Annotated in this window: 14 protein-coding genes and 4 pseudogenes; 5 read left to right on the top strand and 13 right to left on the bottom strand. The window is 52.6% G+C overall.

Annotation, left to right across the window (positions count from 1 at the left end; translation table 11 throughout):
- Nucleotide 1 precedes the first annotated feature (1 nt).
- Nucleotides 2-622, bottom strand: a complete 621-nt coding sequence (mobI, locus tag LPQ25_RS26905; protein ID WP_234599523.1) for a conjugative transfer protein MobI(A/C) — start codon at nucleotides 620-622, stop codon at nucleotides 2-4.
- Between the two features lie 418 nt (nucleotides 623-1040).
- On the opposite strand from mobI, the gene LPQ25_RS26910 reads away from it, so the two are divergent.
- The 3 genes from LPQ25_RS26910 (at nucleotide 1041) to LPQ25_RS26920 (ending at nucleotide 3449) form a co-directional block, all read left to right on the top strand.
- Nucleotides 1041-1676, top strand: a complete 636-nt coding sequence (locus tag LPQ25_RS26910; RefSeq protein WP_223171879.1) for a hypothetical protein — start codon at nucleotides 1041-1043, stop codon at nucleotides 1674-1676.
- Nucleotides 1677-1988: 312 nt separating this feature from the next.
- The gene (locus LPQ25_RS26915) at nucleotides 1989-2459 is read left to right on the top strand and encodes a hypothetical protein (RefSeq protein WP_048333570.1); all 471 of its coding nucleotides are present in this window, start codon (nucleotides 1989-1991) and stop codon (nucleotides 2457-2459) included.
- 21 nt (nucleotides 2460-2480) lie between these two features.
- Nucleotides 2481-3449 (top strand): IS5 family transposase, encoded by a 969-nt coding sequence (locus tag LPQ25_RS26920; RefSeq protein ID WP_072193960.1) that lies wholly within the window; start codon nucleotides 2481-2483, stop codon nucleotides 3447-3449.
- A gap of 59 nt (nucleotides 3450-3508) precedes the next feature.
- Here LPQ25_RS26920 and LPQ25_RS26925 read toward each other — a convergent pair.
- The 6 genes and pseudogenes from LPQ25_RS26925 to LPQ25_RS26950 all read right to left on the bottom strand — a co-directional run.
- Nucleotides 3509-3622, bottom strand: a pseudogene (locus tag LPQ25_RS26925) (Hha/YmoA family nucleoid-associated regulatory protein); the annotation flags it as partial.
- Between the two features lie 60 nt (nucleotides 3623-3682).
- Nucleotides 3683-4177 (bottom strand): hypothetical protein, encoded by a 495-nt coding sequence (locus LPQ25_RS26930; protein WP_004213594.1) that lies wholly within the window; start codon nucleotides 4175-4177, stop codon nucleotides 3683-3685.
- A gap of 41 nt (nucleotides 4178-4218) precedes the next feature.
- The gene (locus tag LPQ25_RS26935; protein ID WP_004213592.1) at nucleotides 4219-7188 is read right to left on the bottom strand and encodes a Tn3 family transposase; all 2970 of its coding nucleotides are present in this window, start codon (nucleotides 7186-7188) and stop codon (nucleotides 4219-4221) included.
- Between the two features lie 2 nt (nucleotides 7189-7190).
- Nucleotides 7191-7748, bottom strand: coding sequence for a recombinase family protein (locus LPQ25_RS26940; protein ID WP_004213590.1), 558 nt, complete (start codon nucleotides 7746-7748; stop codon nucleotides 7191-7193).
- A 129-nt stretch (nucleotides 7749-7877) separates the two neighbouring features.
- A complete protein-coding gene (gene lspA / locus LPQ25_RS26945; protein WP_000118563.1) occupies nucleotides 7878-8954 on the bottom strand; it encodes a signal peptidase II in 1077 nt (358 codons plus the stop codon).
- Complete coding sequence (locus tag LPQ25_RS26950; protein ID WP_004213585.1) at nucleotides 8951-11356, bottom strand: heavy metal translocating P-type ATPase; 2406 nt, start codon at nucleotides 11354-11356, stop codon at nucleotides 8951-8953. The genes lspA and LPQ25_RS26950 overlap by 4 nt, the downstream gene beginning before the upstream one ends.
- 85 nt (nucleotides 11357-11441) lie before the next feature.
- On the opposite strand from LPQ25_RS26950, the gene cadR reads away from it, so the two are divergent.
- Entirely contained in the window at nucleotides 11442-11876 is a 435-nt protein-coding gene (cadR, locus tag LPQ25_RS26955) for a Cd(II)/Pb(II)-responsive transcriptional regulator (RefSeq protein WP_000405672.1), read from the top strand.
- Between the two features lie 295 nt (nucleotides 11877-12171).
- On the opposite strand, the pseudogene pcoS reads toward cadR, so the two are convergent.
- The 6 genes and pseudogenes from pcoS to pcoA form a co-directional block, all read right to left on the bottom strand.
- A pseudogene (pcoS, locus tag LPQ25_RS26960) lies at nucleotides 12172-13570 on the bottom strand (copper resistance membrane spanning protein PcoS).
- On the bottom strand, nucleotides 13567-14247 hold the full coding sequence (gene pcoR / locus LPQ25_RS26965) for a copper response regulator transcription factor PcoR (protein ID WP_001188930.1): 681 nt from the start codon (nucleotides 14245-14247) through the stop codon (nucleotides 13567-13569). The pseudogene pcoS and the gene pcoR overlap by 4 nt, the downstream one beginning before the upstream one ends.
- 54 nt (nucleotides 14248-14301) lie before the next feature.
- The gene (gene pcoD, locus LPQ25_RS26970; protein WP_239660285.1) at nucleotides 14302-15180 is read right to left on the bottom strand and encodes a copper resistance inner membrane protein PcoD; all 879 of its coding nucleotides are present in this window, start codon (nucleotides 15178-15180) and stop codon (nucleotides 14302-14304) included.
- A gap of 55 nt (nucleotides 15181-15235) precedes the next feature.
- Entirely contained in the window at nucleotides 15236-15616 is a 381-nt protein-coding gene (gene pcoC, locus LPQ25_RS26975; protein WP_000025662.1) for a copper resistance system metallochaperone PcoC, read from the bottom strand.
- A 39-nt stretch (nucleotides 15617-15655) separates the two neighbouring features.
- Nucleotides 15656-16544: pseudogene (gene pcoB / locus LPQ25_RS26980) on the bottom strand (copper resistance outer membrane transporter PcoB).
- A gap of 5 nt (nucleotides 16545-16549) precedes the next feature.
- Nucleotides 16550-18366 (bottom strand): annotated as a pseudogene (gene pcoA / locus LPQ25_RS26985) (multicopper oxidase PcoA).
- 233 nt (nucleotides 18367-18599) lie between these two features.
- On the opposite strand from pcoA, the gene LPQ25_RS26990 reads away from it, so the two are divergent.
- Nucleotides 18600-19067, top strand: a complete 468-nt coding sequence (locus LPQ25_RS26990; protein ID WP_048336866.1) for a hypothetical protein — start codon at nucleotides 18600-18602, stop codon at nucleotides 19065-19067.
- The last annotated feature ends 248 nt before the right edge of the window (nucleotides 19068-19315 follow it).

The raw sequence follows: 19315 nt of genomic DNA on the forward strand, positions 1-19315 counted from the left end.
TTTACAGACTTTTGATGTCGGCCAGTTTTCGTTGATGGAATTCCGCGAGGAGATCACGGATTGGTTTAATTTTGTTTTCTGTTTCCTGGAACATCTCCAGTTCCCAGTCCAGAGCATTTTTAAAACAACTAACGCTGTATCCTCCGAGTTTAGGTTTAACAACCACGCCATGATGTTCAATTTTGTTTTTGAACCTGGGCGAAAAATCTTTCCATACAATTGTCAGTTTTTGCGACGATCCAACCTTTCTCAGCACAGGAGCAAAACGACCAGGTATAAACCTTCCCCCGTTTGCATACGTGGTCTGGGATATCAGTTGGTTTCGTGCCTTCCAGGCCTCCCAGTATTCATCCAGAATTTTAGAAGCCTCCGATTTCAGTAACTCGATATAGCGAACCGAGTTCTCGATAACGATTTCCTGATGTGCCGTAATTATCGGGTTCATATAAACTCCTCCAGCAACACAGACTACAGGAATCCAAACAGATTTTTCTGAACTAACAAGGGCGTTTGCATTTTTTTTTAAAATTTTTTTGTGCTCATGCCGTCGGCTAAAAAAAGTAACTTTTTTGTGAGCACGTCCAACAACCTCTGCCTGTGGCCCGCACGGTGTGCGATCCATCCCCGGAAAACCACTTCACGCAAACTTGGAGATGGAAAAAGTAACTTTTTTGCTAACCAGTAATAGGTACCCTTATACATAAGTAACTATTTGCAAAAAAAGTACTAATGAAAGTGTAGGATTCCAGTCCTGCCATTAGTACCTTTCACAGGAAAAAGTACTAATGAAAATCTATCCTCATTAGTACTTTTTTGATGAAAAGGTACTAATGAAACCGAGCGAAACTGTGCAGTTTCTATAAAAAGTGCCTAATGTTATAAGTACCAGTACAAGGTAAAAGGACAGGGATTTTTTATAATTTAGTATCTAATAATATTAGTACTTGTTTTTTTGGGTAGTATCTCTAAGATGGCTTTGATATAATAACAGCCCTTAAGTAACCGTATGTAGCGCGATTTAAAAGTACTCTGGAGAGCGTATGGACGTACAACCCAACGTACAGACTGACACGGTCATTAAGGCGTTTCTCCGCTCGGAGTTGCAGTTGATACGTAGTCAGAAAAAACTACTCAGTGTGTTGCCTCGTGATCTCGCGTCGGACTACCGCTATATACCGGAGAACCTGCTGGAGCGTTTTTTCCATCCCGCCACTGATGCGCGTCTAAATAGAATTGCCCTGTCAGAAGCCAGACCAGGTAGCCTGCTAGTTCCCCGTGTCAACGGGAAGCCTGTTTTATGGGGTGAGTTAATAAAATTAATCCTGGATGACTCTCAGTTACTGAAGTTTGAAACGTACGGCAGACCTTTTGACAGTACCGAGATGAAACCAAATGAGCCATGCGAATTATTGAGCGGGAAGCAGTATGTTTATAAACCCGTCGACCTTGAGTTATTCAGGAAAAACATCGTCTCTATACAGATGAATTTCCTGGTCAATCTATGGAATCTGGCCAGATTTAAACCGGCTTATGTCAGGGCTTATTTGGCTCTGTCTAATGACGCTTTTCAGATGCTCCTCGATACAGAGATATCCGCCTTTGTTGAGGTGACAAATGTGGTTCTCTTTCCCCGGTTTATAACCTATGATGCCGGACGACGTGATCACAAAGTATAAGCATGGGGTTACGAGATTATGGCTGATGTTCTGGAAGGTTTCATCCCAAAGGAAAATATGGAAAACTTACGAGTTGAATTTGCTCTTAAAGATTCATATGAGAAGCTAAAGTTATTTTAGCGGTTTCTGGATGCTATAAAAGTTAACTAGCTTCACTCATTGATATGGTAACCTGATTACGGTTCATTCATGTTGGTGAATATCAGGATCCGAGCGTGCTTCGCTGAAAAGTAACTTTTCTAAAAACATGAAGTGGTTTTTCCTGCCGGTCGAAAGAACCGGACCAGGTACACGTTAAGGAGAATGCGGATAATGGGCTTTAAAAAGAGCGAGGTAAGCCAGCTAAATAGCCTGGCAAGTGCCATAAAGTTAATAGAATTTGATGCCAATAAATATACCATAACACATTTGTATGGTCGTAAAGTTGCCGGCAGCCTGGAGTACCCCAAAGGGATAAATACAAGAAAAGGGGTAGGTAAATGGCTCGGTGAAAAATCCGCCATGTTGCTGTCAAATGTCGTTGTAAACAATTCTATTCATATTTTCGGATATGACACTCAAAATCCTACAGAATCAACCAGAGAAATGGATTTTAATGCACTTGTTGATTTGTTAATTAACACGGGCTATACGCCGGAATACTACCCGCTCAAGGTCAACAGGATTGTCGAAGTTCTCAACGGGATGTCGGAAGCTGACTATAAAGACTATTGCCTGGTATGTAAAAAGCCCTTCATACATGCGCCGGACAGGTATGATTCCTGCCCGACATGGCTTTGTTGAATAAATCGAACTTTTGCTGAGTTGAAGGATCAGATCACGCATCCTCCCGACAACACAGACCATTCCGTGGCAAAGCAAAAGTTCAGAATCACCAACTGGTCCACCTACAACAAAGCTCTCATCAACCGTGGCTCCCTCACTTTCTGGCTGGATGATGGGGCGATTCAGGCCTGGTATGAGTCGGCAACGCCTTCATCACGAGGAAGGCCCCAGCGCTATTCTGATCTCGCCATCACCACCGTTCTGGTGATTAAACGCGTATTCCGGCTGACCCTGCGGGCTGCGCAGGGTTTTATTGATTCCATTTTTGCCCTGATGAACGTTCCGTTGCGCTGCCCGGATTACACCAGTGTCAGTAAGCGGGCAAAGTCGGTTAATGTCAGTTTCAAAACGTCCACCCGGGGTGAAATCGCACACCTGGTGATTGATTCCACCGGGCTGAAGGTCTTTGGTGAAGGCGAATGGAAAGTCAGAAAGCACGGCAAAGAGCGCCGTCGTATCTGGCGAAAGTTGCATCTGGCAGTTGACAGCAACACACATGAAGTTGTCTGTGCAGACCTGTCGCTGAATAACGTCACGGACTCAGAAGCCTTCCCGGGCCTTATCCGGCAGACGCACAGAAAAATCAGGGCAGCCGCGGCAGACGGGGCTTACGACACCCGGCTCTGTCACGATGAACTGCGCCGCAAAAAAATCAGCGCGCTTATTCCTCCCCGAAAAGGAGCAGGTTACTGGCCCGGTGAGTACGCAGACCGCAACCGTGCCGTTGCTAATCAGCGGCTGAGCGGAAGCAATGCACGGTGGAAATGGACAACGGAATATAACCGTCGCTCGATAGCGGAAACGGCAATGTACAGAATGAAGCAGTTGTTGGGAGATTCACTGACGCTGCGTGACTACGATGGTCAGGTAGCGGAAGCTATGGCCATGGTGCGTGCGTTGAACAGGATGACAAAGGCTGGGATGCCAGAAAGCGTGCGTATTGCCTGAAAATCCAGCCAGCTACAGGGTCGTTCGCACGAAATCTTATTTATTCAACAAAGCCCATTGAAATGCTCAAGCTCATCATCTGACAGAGAATATTTATTTTTTTCTATAACCCTTTCCAGGGTTTCCTTCGATGTACAGCGCCGTAGTCGTAAAATCCATTCCTGTTTCGTCATTAGTTTTTTATATCCTGAGGCTTCCCTGGTATTTAATTTTACAAATAACGCAAATTTCTTTCAGGCGTTATGGCCCGTGCCGTTCTGTGTAAGATAATCACTGATGCTCAGACCGGACAAGCGAATGTTATCCGAAATCTCCCTGAACTGCTCCTCCCAGCCGTCCTGCAGCTCCCTGATTGCCGCGATCTGGAAAGCAACACTGAAAGGCGTTCTGCCCAGTTTCTCGGAAAGCCAGAACAGATGCTTGCCAATCTCTTCGTCCGGTACCGAATCGAGCGCATCACTCAGTAAGGTTTTTTCGTCTTCCTGCCAGGGATGACCGGCTCGCGGAAAACGCGGATCAGGCTGGCGGTCTTTTTTCTCCCTTTTTTCCCGTCTGGCAACGGTCGGCGCATCGCCTTTTTTCAAGCCGACGCGCGCTTTCATGGCGCCGATAGCGGCGACGGCCAGTACCAGCGTTTCACGCTCCTGGCGCGTGAGCAGGCTGTCCTCGCAAATCAGGGTGTTCAGGTTATCGATCAGCTTATTCAGCCCGGGTTCAGTGACTTTCATTTTATGCTGGGATCGTCTCAGAAAACGGAAAATAAAGCACGTTAAGCCGGTGGCAGTGGTCGCAACGGTCTGAACTTGCCTGCGCCGACCTTGGTGCTGCTGCGCCAGAGGTAATCGCCGGTCAGATTGATGTGTTCCCACCCCAGCGGTGACAGGTATTGAAACAGCGTCTCGTCTACCGGTTTGCCGTGCCCGTTCAAAGCATTGGTTGCCCGTTCCAGATAGGCCGTGTTCCAAAGCACGATGGCCGCCGTTACCAGATTGAGGCCGCTGGCCCGGTAGCGTTGTTGCTCAAAACTGCGGTCGCGGATTTCGCCCAGTCGGTTGAAGAACACCGCCCTGGCCAGCGCGTTGCGCGCCTCGCCTTTGTTGAGTCCGGCCTGCACGCGGCGGCGCAGCTCCACGCTTTGCAGCCAATCCAGTATGAACAGCGTGCGCTCAATGCGCCCCAGCTCGCGCAGTGCAACGGCCAGTCCGTTCTGACGCGGATAGCTGCCGAGCTTGCGCAACATCAGCGAGGCCGTCACCGTACCCTGCTTGATCGAAGTGGCGAACCGCAAGATTTCATCCCAATGGGCGCGTATCTGCTTGATGTTCAGCCGGTCGCTGCTAATCATCGGCTTGAGCGCGTCATAGGCGGCATCGCCCTTTGGGATGAATAGCTTGGTGTCGCCCAGGTCTCGGATACGTGGCGCGAATCGGAAGCCCAGTAGGTGCATCAGGCCGAAGACATGATCGGTAAAGCCCGCTGTGTCGGTGTAGTGCTCCTCGATCCGCAAGTCCGACTCGTGGTACAGCAGGCCATCGAGCACATAGGTTGAATCACGCACGCCGACGTTGACTACCTTGGTGCTGAAGGGCGCGTACTGGTCGGAGATATGGGTATAAAACGTCCGGCCTGGACTGCTTCCATACTTCGGGTTGATATGCCCGGTGCTCTCCGCTTTGCTGCCGGTTCTGAAATTTTGGCCATCCGACGATGACGTGGTGCCATCGCCCCAGTTTCCGGCAAAGGATTGCCGGAACTGCGCGTTGACCAGTTCGGCCAGCGCCGTTGAGTACGTTTCATCCCGGATGTGCCAGGCTTGCAGCCACGACAGCTTGGCGTAAGTCGTGCCTGGGCAGGACTCGGCCATCTTGGTTAGCCCGAGATTGATGCCATCAGCCAGGATCGTCGTCAGCAGCAAGGTTTTGTCCTTGGCCGTGTCGCCGGTCTTCAGATGCGTGAAATGCCGGGTGAAGCCTGTCCACTCATCAACTTCCATCAGCAGTTCGGTAATCTTGACGTGTGGCAGCAGCATCGCCGACTGGTCGATTAGGGCTTGTGCGGTCTCCGGCACCGCCGCGTCCAGCGGCGTGATCTTCAGGCCGGACTCGGTAATGATGGCATCCGGCAGATCATTGGCCGCCGCCATGCGGTTGACGGTGGCAAGCTGCTGTTCCAGCAATGCCAGTCGGTCGTGCAAATACTGATCGCAATCGGTGGCCACTGCCAGCGACAATTCGTTGGCCAGCTTCAGAGTAGCGAACTTCTCGGCCGGCACCAGGTACTCATCAAAGTCCTTGAACTGGCGCGAACCCTGCACCCAGACATCGCCTGATCGCAGCGCGTTCTTTAGCTCTGACAGGGCGCACAGCTCGTAGTAGCGCCGGTCAATGCCATCGTCCGTGAGCACCAGTTTCGCCCAGCGTGGCTTGATGAATGCGGTCGGCGCGTCGGCGGGCACCTTGCGGGCGTTGTCGCTGTTCATGCCGCGAAGCACCTCGATGGCATCGAGTACGCCCTTGGCGGCTGGTGCCGCCCGTAACTTAAGTACGTCCAGGAACTGCGGCGCGTAGCGGCGCAACGTGGCGTAGCTTTCACCGATGCGATGCAGAAAGTCGAAGCTCTCCGGCTGCGCGAGCTTTTGCGCCTCCGTGACGCTGGCGGCGAAGGTATCCCACGGCATTACGGCCTCGATGGCGGCGAACGGATCGCCGCCGCTCTGTTTGGCTTCCAGCAAGGCTTGGCCGATGCGGCCATACATCCGCACCTTGTCATTGATCGCCTTGCCGGAAGCCTGAAACTGCTGCTGATGCTTGTTCTTGGCGGCGTTGAATAGTTTGCCAATGATGCGGTCGTGCAGGTCGATGATTTCGTCGGTGACGGTGGCCATGCCTTCAATGGCCAGCGAAACCAGAGTGGCATAGCGTCGTTGCATCTCGAACTTTGCCAGATCGGCAGGCGTCATCTGCCCACCCTCACGGGCGATCTTGAGCAGGCGGTTCTGGTGAACTTGTCGCTCGATGCCTGCGGGAAGGTCAAGCGCCTGCCAAGCCTTGAGGCGCTCGATGTGTTCAAGCATATGCCGAGAGTTCGGCTTGACGGGCGACTGGCGCAGCCATGCCAGCCACGTCAATTTGCTGCCGTCCTTGCGCTTGAGAAGTTCGTCCAGGCGCTGACGGTGGAGCGATAACAAAGAATCGGTCAACGCCGCGTAAATACGCCGGTTGGCACGGGTGATGGCCTCGGCGCTCGCGCGCTCGATGGCATTCATGGCGGGCAGGATGATGCTCTGCCGCCGCAGGTTTTCGACAAGGGTGCTGGCCAGCACAATCCCTTTATCGGTCTGCAAGGCCAGCTCGGTCAATGTATGCACGGCTTGCCGGTAGTGACTCATGGTGAAGGGCTTGAACCCGAACACCGTTTGCAGCTCGACCAAGTGCTCCCGCCGCGTCTGCTCGCGCTGGCCGTAATCGTTCCAACTTTCCACCGGCACCTTGAGTTGTGCGGCCACCATGCGCAACAGGGGCGGAAACGGAGGCTCATCGATGCCCAAGAAGATGCCAGGGAATCGCAAGTAGCAAAGCTGCACGGCGAAGCCCAATCGATTCGCAGCGCCGCGACGCTGGCGGATCACCGATAGGTCGGTTTCGTTGAACGTGTAGTGCCGTATCAGTTCGTCTTTGGCATCTGGTAGTGCCAGCAGGCTTTCGCGCTCGGTGGCGGACAGGATTGAGCGGCGCGGCATGATCAGTCTTCCCGCAGGTACTGGTACAAGGTTTCGCGACTGATGCCGAAGTCACGGGCCACCAAGGTTTTTTGATCGCCTGCCGCGACTCGCTGTTTCAACTTGGCAATTTGTTCGCTGTTCAGCGATTTCTTTCGTCCCCGGTAGGCACCGCGCTGCTTGGCCAGCACGATTCCCTCGCGCTGGCGTTCGCGGATCAGTGCGCGCTCGAACTCCGCAAAAGCCCCCATGACCGACAGCATCAAATTGGCCATCGGTGAGTCATCGCCGGTGAACGCCAGCCCTTCTTTGACAAACTCCATCCGCACGCCCCGTTGTGTCAGCCCCTGAACGATGCGGCGCAGGTCATCGAGATTGCGTGCCAACCTGTCCATGCTGTGCACCACCACGGTGTCGCCCTCGCGCACAAAGGCCAGCAGCCTTTCAAGTTCGGGACGTTGCGTGTCCTTGCCGGAAGCCTTATCGGTGAATACCTTACCGACTTCGATTTGCTCCAGTTGCCGATCAGGGTTCTGGTCGAAGCTGCTGACGCGGATATAGCCAATGCGTTGACCTTGCAAGGTGCCTCCAAAGGTAAAAGTGTCAGGATGAAATCCATTACCCTTGGCGGCTTGTGTCAATAAATACAAACTACAACTCTATTCTGACGTGCTTTGCGCCAAGCATCTGACATCAGGTTAGGGTATAGCTTAACCGGACACCTCGGCCTCTGTGCCTTTACTGCTTTTCGGTACAACCGTCAAGAACAGGCAGAGCGCTCCGATAGTTATCGCCACATCAGCGAGGTTGAAGGCGGGCCAGTGCGCAAGTCGCCAATGGAAGTCAAGGAAATCAACAACCTGTCCACGCAGCACACGATCCGCGACATTGCCCAGCGCACCGCCGAGGATCAGGCTGTAGCCCATCGCTTCGAGACGTGGCCGTTGCTGGCACAGCATGCGCCCCAGCCAAGCAGAAACAGCCAGACCCAGCGTGATGAAAAAGTAACGTTGCCAGCCACCAGCGTTCGCCAAAAAGCTGAATGCCGCACCCGGATTCAGGACATGAACGAGGTTGAAAAACGGGGTGATTTCGACTTGCTCACCGTAGGCAAACGTGCGGATGATGGCGAACTTCGTGAGCTGATCGGTCATGACAGCACTGGCGGCCACGGTGAACCAGACCCAAGCCGATGTGCGGCGGGCCGATTGCCACACAGGGGCGGCCAACGGCAGCAACCACCCGGCGAGTGCCGTGCAGCTCCATCCCAGCGTCCACCCCGCCAACACATCGGCCGGAAAGTGCATTCCGGCCGCGATGCGCGACCAGCCGACCAATGTGGCGTACAGCATTAAACTGAGACGACCACGGCGGCCCATCAAAGGCCAGAGCGCGCCGACCACCATCGCGGCATAGGTGGCATGCCCGCTGGGCAGGCTGTAGTGAAGCTCTTTGTCCCCGATGACGCGCGCCAGGTCGCCAAGGACGGCAGGCGGGCGTGGAAAGTCGAACCATAGCTTCAAGGCGGTGGCGACCAATAACGCCAGCAAGAAGGCCGCGCTAAAACCAATAAGGCGATGCCGAACGGCCGTACCACGCGCCGGGTTTGTAGCCGATTTCGACCACCACCACAGACCCAACAGCATCAGCGGCGCTGTCCAGTAACTTCCCACGAGGCCAAAGAACCATGCCAGTGGTTTCAGCGTGGCGGGCGTGCCTGTGTTGATGGCTTGAAACAACGCGATGTTCAGGCCACCCCAGTCATAGAGAAAGAGTTTCCAGCTCATCGGCGCAACAACCTCAAGCCGTTGCCGACAACAAGCAAGCTGGCACCCATATCGGCGAACACAGCCATCCACATGGTCGCGTGACCCGTGAAGGTGAGCACCAAAAATACCGCCTTGATGCCAAGGGCCAGCACAATGTTTTGCATCAGCACCTGTGCTGTCGCACGCGACAGGCGCACGAAGGTCGGAATCTTGCGCAGGTCATCGTCCATCAGGGCCACGTCGGCGGTTTCAATAGCGGTATCTGTGCCCGCCGCTCCCATTGCAAAGCCAATGTCCGCACGCGCCAAGGCCGGTGCGTCGTTGATGCCATCACCGACCATGCCAACCTTGCCGTTTCTGGACAATTGCTCCACTTCGCGCAGTTTGTCGTCGGGCAGTTGGTTGCCTTGCGCGCGGTCAATGCCGGCTTGTGCGGCGATGGCCTGTGCCGTGTGGGGGTTATCGCCGGTCAACATCACGGTGTTGATGCCCAGAGCATGCAGCTCGGCGATGGCTCTCTTGCTGCTGTCCTTGATGGTGTCCGCAACGGCGAATAAGCCATGTACCCCTTTTGCGCCCACCAGCATCACGACGGTCTTGCCAGCGGTTTCCAGCGCAGCGATGCGCTGCTCCAGCTCTGGTGTGCACTGCCCCAGCTCTTCGAGCATCCGGTGGTTGCCCAGATGGTAGGTCGCACCGTTGATTTGGCCTTGCACACCCCGACCGGGCAGCGCGTTGAATTCGGCCACGTCGAGCAAGGCAACCCCGTCCGTCTGCGCGGCCTGTGCCACCGCCTTGGATACAGGATGGTCCGAGCGGGCCGCCAGACTGGCAGCGATGCTGCGGCTGTCCGAGGCGAGTGCATTGCCCCATGTGACAAAGTCGGTCTGTGCGGGCTTGCCGTGCGTGATCGTGCCGGTCTTGTCCAGAGCCAGCCAGCGCAGCTTGCGGCCTTCTTCCAGATAGACGCCACCTTTGATGAGAATGCCGTGGCGGGCGGCGGCGGCCAGGCCGCTGACGATGCTGACCGGTGTAGAGATCACCAGTGCGCACGGGCAGGCGACCACCAGCAGAACCAATGCACGGTAGATCCAGTCGAGCCATGCCGCACCCATGAACAGCGGCGGCAACAACGCGACGGCGATGGCAACGCCGAATACAACGGGGGTGTACCAGCGGGCGAACTGATCGACAAAACGCTGAGTCGGCGCACGACTACCTTGCGCAGCCTCTACCGCGTGAATGATCCGGGCCAAAGTGGAGTTGTTGGCCAAGGCGGTGACGCGGTACTCGAACGAGCCGGATTCGTTGATCGTGCCAGCGAACACCGAATCACCGGGGGATTTTTCGACCGGGAGGCTTTCACCCGTGATCGGGGCTTGGTTGACGGCAGAGCGGCCTTCCAGCACCTCACCATCAAGGGCGATGCGCTCACCTGGTTTGACCCGGACGCGGGCGCCGATGGTGATTTGCTTGGCGCCCACCTCGCGCCATGTGCCGTCAGCCTGCTGTACCGTGGCTTGTTCCGGGGTCAGGTCGAGCAGGCCACGGATAGCGTTACGAGCGCGATCCAGCGATTTGGCTTCGATTACCTCGGCCAGCGCGAACAGTACCATCACCATTGCCGCTTCGGGCCAGTGGCCGATCAACATGGCACCCGTGACCGCAATCGACATGAGGGCGTTCATGTTGAGATTACGGTTCTTGAGCGCGATCCACCCCTTCTTGTAGGTGGAGAGGCCACCCGTGAAGACCGCGACAAGCGCCAGAACGACAACCGACCAGTGATTGCCGTTGTGGAGCCAGTAGACCGCCTCGGCCGCCGATGCAGTGACCAAGGAGATGCCCAGCGGCCACCAGTTGGTCGGCGTGGTCACAGGGGCGGCGGATGGAGATGCGACCTCTGCCGTGTCCACGACCTGCGCCTCGAATCCAAGCGCTTGCAGTGCCACGAGCACGTCTGGCAGAACCTGGTTCGCATGGCGTACCGACAGCGTGCGCTGCATCAGGTTGAAATCGAGATCAGCAACACCGGCCACGGTGCCGAGCTTGTTGCGGATCAACGTCTCTTCGGTCGGGCAATCCATCTTGGCAATGGACAGCTTGGTCGTCTGCTCGGCAGACGCCTGATCCATGCGCACAGCTTGCATGCCGATGGCCTTCAGCGCCTGCTCGACGGGAGACAACGAAGGCAATTCGTGTCGCACGGCCAAGGTACGTTGCATCAGGTTGAATTCAAGACCCGCCACCCCCGCCAGACCGGCCAGTTTGCTTCGGATCAGCGCCTCTTCGGTCGGGCAATCCATGTTCTCGATGCGGTACACCGCTTGAGCCGATCCGGTTGCCAGCGGGGCCGGTGCCGTGGGTTGGATGATCGGCTCAGTCGTGCAGCCACACCCCTTTGAAGCGCATTCGCTCATGAGTAACTCCTGAAAATCTTCTATTCAGCCTCCATTAAAATCTCTATAGTCACTATAGAGTCAAGTGATAATTGGAGATTGATGCATGGAAATCAGAATTGGCGACCTCGCCAAGCGCTCTGGGTGCGAGGTCGTGACCATCCGCTACTACGAGAAGGAAGGGCTACTGCCAAAGCCAGCGCGAAGCGGTGGCAACTTTCGGTTGTACGGTGAGGCGCACATTGAGCGCTTGCAATTCATCCGTCATTGCCGTTCGCTCGACATGACGTTGAGCGAGATTCGCGCATTGCTGGGTCTGCGAGACAACCCGATGCAGGACTGTGGGGAGGTCATCACGCTGCTGGAGGCCCATATTCAACAGGTGGAAATGCGTGTGTCCGCGCTGTTGCAGTTAAAACGGCACTTGGTTGATTTGCGCGAGAAGTGTTCTGGCTCTCGATCTGTAGAGGCGTGCGGCATTTTGCAAGGGTTGGGCAATTGCCATGGTGAAAGTGCCACGAACAGTCAAACATCTGGGTAAGTAAGGGCTTAGCGTGCTTTATTTTCCGTTTTCTGAGGCGACCCCATCATGGCAATAAAGGATACAAGGATCTTTTTCATGGTTGGGTCTCCGGTGTTTTCATACCCGAACAATCAATGCTTATAACAGAGAAAGCATTTGATCTCAGGGCTGGTTGATCATCACGCCAGGAACCGGGCGATTGAATTATCACGCTGTCCTGATTTATGGCTGATTATAAAAAACCGCCTCTGTTTATCGCGTGACTGAACGATGACATTTTTGTCACCTTCCGGGTTTCTCCTGAATAACGGTATTAATCCATTAACAGACGCACACTGAACACAATTTCCCGCCCTGCTGTTCTGCTGACAGCTCGCCGCCGTGAGCATGAATAATCGACCTTGTAATTGATAATCCCAGCCCGCGCCTTCCGTGTTGTAGAACCTTGATGAGTCTGCGCGATAGAACCGGTCAAACAAACGTTCCAGATTAGCGGGAACCTGGCCGGACATCGTATTCGTAATCATCACGTTCACACAGTCACTGTCACGCTCAATGTGTATCGCTGTACAGGTGTTATCGGGAGAATACTTGATTGCATTGGAAAGCAGGTTACTGAAAGCACGTCGGAGCATATCGCTGTCTCCGGCAACAACGCCCTCTCCTTCAACCGTGATTGTCTTTCCTGTTTCGTCTGCCAGGGGCTCGAACAACTCACGTAATTCATTCAGTTCGGCTGCCAGATCCACATCATGTTTATCCAGCCGCAGCAGACCATGCTCTGAACGTGCCAGAAAAAGCATGTCACTGGTCATTCGTGACAACCTTTTCAGTTCTTCCAGGTTAGCGAATAAAATTTCGCGGTAATGCGAAACATCCCTTTCCTTAGCCAGTGCAAACTGCGTCTGCATCATCAGATTACTGACTGGTGTGCGCAGCTCATGCGCGATGTCAGACGAGAAATCTGACAGTTTTCGGAATGCCCCCTCCAGGCGATCAAACATATTATTGAACTCCTGCATGGTCTCAGAGATTTCCGGCGGAGCCAGATCGGGATTTAGACGCTGATCCAGGCTGTGTACGGTCATGGAGGAAGCCAGACTGGTCATTTCCCGTAGCGGTTTCAGACCAATACGTGTGGTCAGCCAGCCCAGAAAAACAGAAATAAAGACCAGACCGATATTGAACCAGAACAGCCAGGTACTGAGTTTGTCCATAAACAGGGTGTGATACCCAGTATCCGTGGCAACCGTAATGATGACATGTTTGCTTTTACCCTGTTCCGGCGTCACGGCAACCCGCCGCGAGATACTGCGGTACACGGTGTTATTTTCTTCCGTCTGGATCATATAGTCGAGAATATCACCCGACTTATTAAGCAGGACCGCTGGAACAACAGAATTTTTGGCATAGAGTTCAACAATTTTTTCATTTTCCATGTTTTTTATAGAAATGAATAAGCCATTGTGCCCCACCATCGCATCGTTTATTTTTTCTGATAATGACTTAATATCCGTTTTGTTCCTGAACGTCTCTGTTTTAAGAAACTCTTCGGTGAGCTGAAGTTTACCTGTCAGAAAATCGCGGTCCTGATTATCGAAATAGCCATTCAGGGTGCTAATCAGGATAAAACTTGATAACCACCATACCGTAAGCATCACCGCAGAAAAAATCAGGCTCAGGCGTGTGGTCAGGGAAATTTTGAACCTCACTCTTCTCTGATCTCCAGGACATATCCGGCACCGCGAACGGTATGGATCAGTTTTGGCTCAAAGTCATCATCAATTTTACTTCTCAGACGTCTCACGGCGACATCAATCACATTCGTATCACTGTCAAAATTCATGTTCCAGACCAGGGACGAGATAAGACTCCTGGGTAACACTTCTCCGGTGCGTTGCAGCAGCAACTCAAGCAGAACGTATTCTTTACCGGTGAGATGGATCTTCTTCCCCGAACGGATCACGGTCCGGCGCACCATATCAACGGTCATATCGGCGATGGTGCAGACTGTTGCGGCCTGCGAGCGTGCCCGGCGCAGTAGGGTTCTTACACGTGCAACCAGCTCCGTAAAATCAAAGGGCTTAATCAGGTAGTCATCTGCGCCAAGCTCCAGTCCTTTCACTTTGTCCCGCACGTTGTCCTTTGCGGTTAAAAACAGGACCGGTTCTTCGTGCCCGGACTCCCTCAGTGCGCTGATGATTTGCCACCCGTCGAGGAAAGGCAGCATCACGTCCAGTATTATCAAATCATACTGTCCCTTCGACGCGGCCCCGAGACCATCGCGGCCATTATTAAAGAGATCGGCCTGATAGCCTTCCTCAACCAGTCCCTGCTGCAGGTAACGACCTGTTTTTTGTTCGTCTTCAACGATTAAAATACGCTGCATGGTCAACTCGCTGATATGAAAGTAAAAATCTCACGCATGAGCTTTGGCTGTCCCCTAGCTGATCTGAGACGGAGCAAGCATTCCAAGCCACGCTACGGCGCCCAGAATGATAATCGCAACAACGAATTCTGTCAGGATGCTGTTTCGCATCAGGGCAACGCTGCGATCATAATTCCCTTCCCTGACCATAACTTCAAGCCGGGGACCCAGGTGAAACCGGTTTGCTGCAGCCAGAAGAAGCATCAGAACAAACAGAGCCGTCTTGGCAAGCAATATCCTCCCCCAGGAACTGTTGAATAAGGGAGTTAAGTTACCCTCAGCAATATACAGATAGTTGACCAGCGCACTCAGGATCAGGGCTACAACAATCACCGTTCCTGCCGTGGCAAATTTTGCCAGGGAGTCAGATATCACAATGACGTTCTGTGCATTATGCTCGTTTCTGCGCATCAGCAGGATAGCAAATGCAACCAGAGCACCTGTCCAGGCACCTGCAGCGCCGAGATGGGTCAGATCGCTCAGTAAATGGAGATAGTAATGCAGACCGTCATGCATAACGGCGTGTCCTCCCCAGGCAAGTGTAGCCAGCGCCACGCCCCCACTCATCGTCATCAGCAGGCAGGACAATACTCTCTTATTAGTGTAAAGGAACAAAGCACCGAGTGTGGTAAACAGGGCACAGAGCCTGACAATCCAGCTAATACCCACATCAGTTTCTTCTATCACCATCTCGATAACATGGATGGATAATTCTCTGAGGTCAGTTACTCCACTCATGGCATTAGATACCAGGAGCATATTAATGCCAGTAAGAATGATGCCTGTAACAACAGCAAAGGTTATAAACGACCTGAAATTAGTCAGGTTATAGGTTTCATGTCTGACACCGCTTATTCCATATATCTGAAAAAATGGCAATCCAAATATTACCATCAAATCCAGATAAAGAAGAAAACGAATAACAATCATAATCAGGTCGTTCATAATATTACTTCACTGTAAAGGTGTAATTACCGGTAATAGGGTGCGTATCTGAAGAAACCGCGCGCCAGTCAACACGATAAGTGCCAGCGGGTAAAGGCTCTCGCGGAATAATGACCATCGATTTAGGGTCAGCGCCTGGCGCCACTTTTGCCGCGACCGGCATCGGAGAATGTGATGACATGCCTTTCATACCCGTCATCGTTAATTTTGCACCTGAGAATTTCACGGTCAGATTTTCCGAGAAATTAAGCTGAATCTTTTCCGGGGCCGCTACGGCTGAATCAGCCTGTGGCACAGAGCTTTTTAATTCCGGATGGGCCATAGCAGAGAAAGCAACGCCCATAACGAGGCCACCTGTAAGAATGGCTTTATTTAAAATCGACATTTTATTTACCTGTTTAGTTGAGTGTTTTATATCAGTGCGTTAAAACCAGATTCTGGCTCCCGCCAGGAATACTACCTGATGGTCTTTCTCACCTTCTCTTTTCGCCATATCGGATGCTTTCCCGTAAAGTTGATTCCAGGAAACGCCTATATAGGGTGCAAACTCACGGCGTATTTCATAGCGCAGCCGGAGCCCCAGCTCTGTGTCAGTCAGTCCCCTGCCGCGACCCCGCGATTCATCATCCTGACTGTAGAAATTCACCTCATAGGATGGCTGGAGTATGAGCCGGTTAGTCAGTAAAACGTCGTATTCTCCTCCCAGACGAAGGGCTGCTTTTCCGCCATTACTGACAAAACCCGTAATTTCAGACTCAAAATTATAGAGTGCCAGCCCCTGAAAACCGACAGCAGCCCAGGTCCGGGCAGAAGCAGGTCTGAAATCCTGCCTGACACCCGCAACCAAATCCCACCATGGGCCAACCGCATGTCCCAGAGTAACTGCGCTTCAGCCGCCTCCGTTTCCCCATTGCTTCGTTCACCTTCACTCTTTAGCCAAATCCGATCTGTGTCGCCTCCAATCCAGCTGTTAACACTCCAGCTGAAATTGTTGGTGTTATCCGACCGTTGCCATTCCAGTTGATCCAGCAGAACCAGATAATTAATCGCACTGTCGTGAATCGCATGCCCTGTAAATTGCCGAATGCAGCCTTCCGGTCGGCATCGGTAACAGGCGGAATTGGCGTTCTGCTCTCAGTTACAATGGGCTCCATTGACGTCATCTCAGTGAAATTCTCATCTGCTGGCATCTGCATGGCAGACATGTCGTGCCCGGCGTGGGGATCTGCAGAGACGGAGCCCGCCGCAATAGAAAGCTGTGAGGTAAACAAACCGGCGACCAGAACAGGTATGGCCTTCAAATTTCTCTTCATTCGCATCATTCCTCCACCCGGACTTCACGAAACATTCCCATTTCCATGTGATAGAGCAAATGGCAGTGATACGCCCAGCGGCCAAGCGCATCTGCTGTCACTCTGTAACTGCGTTTTGTACCAGGGGGAACATCTATTGTGTGTTTACGAACCATGAAATTACCGTTTTCATCTTCCAGATCGCTCCACATACCATGCAGGTGAATGGGGTGAGTCATCATGGTATCGTTGATCAGCGTGATCCTGAGCCGCTCACCGTATTTCAGCAGCACCGGTGCGGCATCTGAAAACTTGATTCCGTTAAATGACCAGGCAAACTTTTCCATGTGGCCGGTTAAATGCAGTTCTATGGTACGGCCAGGTTCACGTCCGTCAGGATCCTCAAAGCGGCTTTTCAAATCCGCGTACGTGAGAACCTTTCTTCCGTTATTTCGAAGACCAATACCCGGATCATTTAATTTCGGAGAGACGCTCATCGCCTGCATATCAACCAGTGGGTTATCCGTTTCTGACGCAGGATGACTTTGCATACCCGGCATTCCGGCCATCCGGGAATGATCCATACCGGCCATGCTGCTGTGATCCATGGGCGCGGAGGATGTCCCGCTATCCGGAAGGTCAGCACCGTCCATAGACATCATCTCTCCGCTGTTATCCATGCCTCCCATCTGGCTGTGGTCCATTCCTGCCATATCATGTCCCATTCCCCCCATACCCATATCTTCCATGGTCAACAGAGGACGGGGATCGAGGGGGGGAACGGCAGCACTTAACCCTTCTCTCGTGGCCAGTGTCCCTCGAGCGTAACCGGTCCTGTCCATGGATTGTGCGAAGATGGTATAGGCCTCACCCTGAGGCTCCACAATGACATCATAGGTTTCGGCAACGGCAATCCTGAATTCGTCAACGGTAACCGGGTTTACATACTGGCCATCTGCAGCCACGACCGTCATTTTCAGCCCGGGGATACGGATATCGAAATAGGTCATTGCCGAGCCGTTGATAAACCGTAAGCGTATCTTTTCACCGGGACGGAACAGTCCGGTCCAGTTTTTCAGCGGGGCCTGCCCGTTCATGAGATAGGTGTAGGTGTAGCCACTGACATCCGCGAGGTCAGTCGGATTCATTTTCATTTCAGCCCACATTTTCCGATCGGCAATGGTGGCTGACAGCCCCCTGGTATTCACGTCGCGGAAAAAAGAGCCAACGGTTGGTTTATTGAAATTGTAGTAATCCGACTGTTTTTTTAATTTTTTCAGCAGGCTGTGAGGATTTTCATCGGTCCAGTCAGACAACATGACCACATGCTCACGATCGTAAGCAAACGGTTCTGGCTCCCTGGCATCGATGATAATGGCACCGTATACCCCTCCTGTTCCTGCAGACCGGAATGGCTGTGGTACCAGTAAGTCCCGTTCTGCTTAACCTTAAAGGTGTAAACGTAGGTATCATCAGGCTCTATGCCCATAAAACTCAGCCCCGGAACACCATCCATATTGGCCGGAAGAATAATGCCGTGCCAGTGAATGGACGTCTGTTCATTAAGACGGTTTTTGACCTTCAGGGTAATGGTGTCACCTTCTTTCCAGCGAAGAACGGGCCCCGGCAGGCCTCCATTGATTGTTTTGGCCTGACGCTCACTGCCCGTGATATTGACGGCCGTTTCACCAATGGTCAGGTCAAACTGAGTACCCTGCAGGGATGCGGCAACTGGCAGGCTCAGACTGGAACGCGCATTGAAACTCCATACGCCAAGACTTCCGGCTACGCCAGAGAAGGTTAACCCCTTCAGGAAAGTTCGTCGAGACGTTTTCAACAGCATGCGCATTCCCTTATTTAAAGTATGGTTACTGACAGAATTCGAGAACCGATTTAAATTAAATTACTGGTTCATCCACTTACAATGAAATGAATCTAGCACACCTTAAGAAACAAATTCATTACAATCGTGTAATGTACGTGGCTGTATTACATTTACGTCATCTTCCCCACAGGTTGATTTTTTTATATATGATCATAAGGACATCTTTTATGTACCTCAGAAGGTAATTACACATGAATATATTAATCACGACCACTGCGTTTACAGCTTTATTTTGTGGGGCAGCTTTTGCTCAGTCCAGTGATATTGCCCATGAAGCACATCGATTTGTTAATAATGCCTCAGCCGTCAGTCATGTGAACTCCTCGACGCATGAAAACTTACCGGACAGGGTTAATAAAAACAACACGCCCTCATTCTCTGAAATGAATGAACATGAAAGGGCCATTGTTGCTCATTCATTTATGAACAACAGCGCGTCCTATGCGCATCAGAAAATGATTGAGGAACATAAAAAAATGCTGTCCGGCAGTGATGCAAATTCAAAGACCTCGTCTTCTTCTTTTAACGAACTGAATGCCGGAGAAAAAGCCGCTCTCGTGCATGAGCAGGTCAATAATGCCGGTGCGGAAGCACATCAGACGCAGGCAAGAAAGCTTCGCGGGCTGTATTCGACCAGGTGCAGGCGGGTTAGTGCTTAGCGTCAGGTGCGCAGCAGGGCTTTACTGACGGGTTACGTAGCAGGACATGAGTCCCATATTGCTCTGCCGTAACCTGTTTCAGTCCCGTTAATCATCACCGTCGGGCTGGTCATACAGTTCCCAGAGCTTCAGGAGCAAACGGGAAACAAGATATGTTACAAAAATGACGACCATCAACGGTGCTCCCGATTAACTGACAGATGACACGCCTCCTGAAAACCCCTAGCATACGCCGCAGTGTTCATGCT

It is taken from the genome of Klebsiella sp. KPN54798, from assembly GCF_021184225.1.
Classification (GTDB): Bacteria; Pseudomonadota; Gammaproteobacteria; order Enterobacterales; family Enterobacteriaceae; genus Klebsiella; species Klebsiella pneumoniae.

What these genes read in the sequence shown, in the direction of transcription:
- pcoD (WP_239660285.1), bottom strand. Translation starts at nt 15,180, where the DNA reads ATGGTAATATTTGGATTGCCATTTTTTCAGATATATGGAATAAGCGGT.
- LPQ25_RS26950 (WP_004213585.1), bottom strand. Translation starts at nt 11,356, where the DNA reads ATGAGCGAATGCGCTTCAAAGGGGTGTGGCTGCACGACTGAGCCGATC.
- LPQ25_RS26935 (WP_004213592.1), bottom strand. Translation starts at nt 7,188, where the DNA reads ATGCCGCGCCGCTCAATCCTGTCCGCCACCGAGCGCGAAAGCCTGCTG.
- mobI (WP_234599523.1), bottom strand. Translation starts at nt 622, where the DNA reads ATGGATCGCACACCGTGCGGGCCACAGGCAGAGGTTGTTGGACGTGCT.
- LPQ25_RS26990 (WP_048336866.1), top strand. Translation starts at nt 18,600, where the DNA reads ATGAATATATTAATCACGACCACTGCGTTTACAGCTTTATTTTGTGGG.
- LPQ25_RS26910 (WP_223171879.1), top strand. Translation starts at nt 1,041, where the DNA reads ATGGACGTACAACCCAACGTACAGACTGACACGGTCATTAAGGCGTTT.
- pcoC (WP_000025662.1), bottom strand. Translation starts at nt 15,616, where the DNA reads ATGTCGATTTTAAATAAAGCCATTCTTACAGGTGGCCTCGTTATGGGC.
- LPQ25_RS26930 (WP_004213594.1), bottom strand. Translation starts at nt 4,177, where the DNA reads ATGAAAGTCACTGAACCCGGGCTGAATAAGCTGATCGATAACCTGAAC.
- pcoR (WP_001188930.1), bottom strand. Translation starts at nt 14,247, where the DNA reads ATGCAGCGTATTTTAATCGTTGAAGACGAACAAAAAACAGGTCGTTAC.
- lspA (WP_000118563.1), bottom strand. Translation starts at nt 8,954, where the DNA reads ATGAGCTGGAAACTCTTTCTCTATGACTGGGGTGGCCTGAACATCGCG.
- LPQ25_RS26915 (WP_048333570.1), top strand. Translation starts at nt 1,989, where the DNA reads ATGGGCTTTAAAAAGAGCGAGGTAAGCCAGCTAAATAGCCTGGCAAGT.
- cadR (WP_000405672.1), top strand. Translation starts at nt 11,442, where the DNA reads ATGGAAATCAGAATTGGCGACCTCGCCAAGCGCTCTGGGTGCGAGGTC.